This is a genomic window from Xanthomonas sp. SHU 308 (genome assembly GCF_000364645.1).
Lineage (GTDB): Bacteria > Pseudomonadota > Gammaproteobacteria > Xanthomonadales > Xanthomonadaceae > Xanthomonas_A > Xanthomonas_A sontii.
Map to the genome: position 1 here is coordinate 1 of NZ_AQOK01000889.1, position 1533 is coordinate 1533.

Here is a 1533-nt window from a genome sequence, read left to right on the forward strand (position 1 = left end):
CATCGCCGGCCAGGCCGCCGCACACGCCGACCCAGCGGCCGTGGCGCGCGGCGCCCTCGACGGTGGTGCGGATCAGGCGCAGCACCGCCGGGTGCAGGCTGTCGGCCTCGGCGGCCAGGTCCGGGTTCTGCCGGTCGATGGCCAGGGTGTACTGGGTCAGGTCGTTGGTGCCGATCGAGAAGAAGTCCGCGTGTTTCGCCAGCGCATCGGCCTGGATCGCCGCGGCCGGCACTTCGATCATGATGCCCAGCGGCACCTCCGGCGCCTGCAGTTCCGCGCGCAGGCGCTCGCATTCGGCGCGCAGCGTCAGCAGTTCCGCGGCCGAGGTGATCATCGGGAACATGATCGCCAGGCGCGCGCCGTCCTTGGCCGCGCGGTACAGCGCGCGCAGCTGCGGTTGCAGCAGGTCGGCGCGGCGCAGCAGCAGGCGCGCGCCGCGCACGCCCAGGAACGGGTTGTCCTCGCGCGGCAGGTTCAGGTGCGCGACCTGCTTGTCGCCGCCGATGTCCAGGGCGCGCACGATCAGCGCGCGGCCGTCCAGCGCCTGCGCCATCGCCGTGTAGGTGGCGTACTGCTCGTCCTCGCTGGGGGTGCTGCCGCGCTCCAGGAACAGGAATTCGGTGCGCATCAGGCCCACGCTCTCGGCGCCCTGCGCCAGTGCCGCGGCGACCTGCTCGGGCAGGTTGACGTTGGCGCCGATCTCCAGGCGATGGCCGTCCTCGGTCTGTGCCGGCTGGTTGCGCTGCTCGGCCTCGCGCGCGCGCAGTTGCTGCTGTTCCTCGATGTAGGCGCGGGCCGAGGCCAGGTCGGCCTCCGATGGCGCCAGGTACAGGCGGCCGCTGCTGCCGTCGACGATGACGGTGGCGCCGTCCTCCAGGTCCAGCAGGTCGGCGCCGCCGGCGACCAGCGCCGGCAGGCCGAGCGTGCGCGAGAGGATCGCGGTGTGCGAGGTCGGGCCGCCCACCGCGGTGGCCAGGCCGAGTACGCGGCCGGTGTCGAGGTTGGCGGTGTCCGACGGCGACAGGTCGTGGGCGAGCAGGACGCACGGCGCGGCCGGCAACTGCGCCAGGCTGCCGCCGGCCAGGCTCGGATCCAGGTGTGCCAGCACCCGGCGGCCGACGTCGCGCAGGTCGCTGGCGCGCCCGGCCAGCACCGCATTGCGCAGCGCCGAGAGCTTGTTGGCCAGGCGCTCGACCGACTGCTGCCAGGACCAGGCGACACCGTGGCCCTCGACCATGAGTTGGCAGGCCAGGGTGATCAGGTCGGTGTCGTTGAGCAGTTCGGCCTGGGCGCGGAAGATCGCCGCATCGCCGGCGCCGAGGCGGCGCCGGGTGTCCTCTTCGATGGCCTGCAGTTGCGTGCGGGTGCGCTGCAGGGCGTCGTGCAGCAGGGCGCCGCCGTCGCTCAGCGGCACGGGCGTGTCCGCCACCGCCACGTCGTGGCCGGCCAGCTTGTGCACCACGCCGATCGCCAGGCCGGGGCTGGCGCCGATGCCGACGATGGCCGGCTGCGCCTGCGGCGGGGTCCAGCCGG

The 1533-nt window shown here is 74.1% G+C and carries 1 protein-coding gene; it reads right to left on the reverse strand.

Features of this window, described 5'->3' with window-relative positions:
• Positions 1 to 1533, reverse strand: a 1533-nt coding sequence (gene ptsP / locus D588_RS0122885) for a phosphoenolpyruvate--protein phosphotransferase (protein WP_017917644.1), incomplete at both ends; no start/stop codon positions are given.